At 67.1% G+C, this 654-nt stretch carries 1 pseudogene; it reads right to left on the bottom strand.

What is annotated here, in order from left to right:
- A pseudogene (locus EOA86_RS37295) lies at nt 1-654 on the bottom strand (translocation/assembly module TamB); the annotation flags it as partial.

Here is a 654-nt window from a genome sequence, read left to right as displayed (position 1 = left end):
GGCCCGCGCGTTCGGCGGCGGCAAGGCGCCGATGTCGATTATCGGCGCCTTGCCGCCGCCGAACGCGCGGGCCGTGGCGCCGGTGATCGCGACCGTCACCGGCTGTGCCGCAGCGCCGAGGCTGAGCACGATCGGTGGACCCTTGGCGGCGAGTTCCACCGAAAGGTCGCTGGCGCCGTTGGGGTCGATGATGCCCGCCGCCGTGCCATGCACGGCATCGCTGTCGATGCTGGCGCGCTCGACTTCGACGCCGCCCGTCACGATCGCGGTTCCGGCGAGGTCGAAGCTGGTCTTGCCGGCAAACAAGGATTTCAGATTGTCGGGCAAGAAGCGCTGGAAGTCGCCGTCGCCCTTGGCCTCGACATAGTTGCCCTTGTCGGTGAGCTGGTGGCGACCGGTGAGTTGGGTGACGATCTGGCCGTCGAGGACGAAGGTACCGATGCCGCTCCAGTTGGCGACCGGCCCCGTGCCGGTGACGACGATGTTGACCGACGGCGCATCGGGCAATTTGAGCAGATTGGCGATGATGCCGCCGGCCGGCTCCGATGCCTTCAGATCGAGGTCCAGCTTGTTGTCGGCGGGCGCGAAATGGATGTTGACGTCGACCTTGCCTTGCCTGCCGTCGCGGCGGGTGATGTTGAGGCTGGTTTCGAG

Origin of the sequence: Mesorhizobium sp. M5C.F.Ca.IN.020.32.2.1 (assembly GCF_004023105.1) — a bacterium.
GTDB classification, from domain to species: Bacteria; Pseudomonadota; Alphaproteobacteria; order Rhizobiales; family Rhizobiaceae; genus Mesorhizobium; species Mesorhizobium wenxiniae.
Note: the sequence above shows the minus strand (reverse complement) of the source record. Positions and strands in the feature narration are given on the sequence as shown.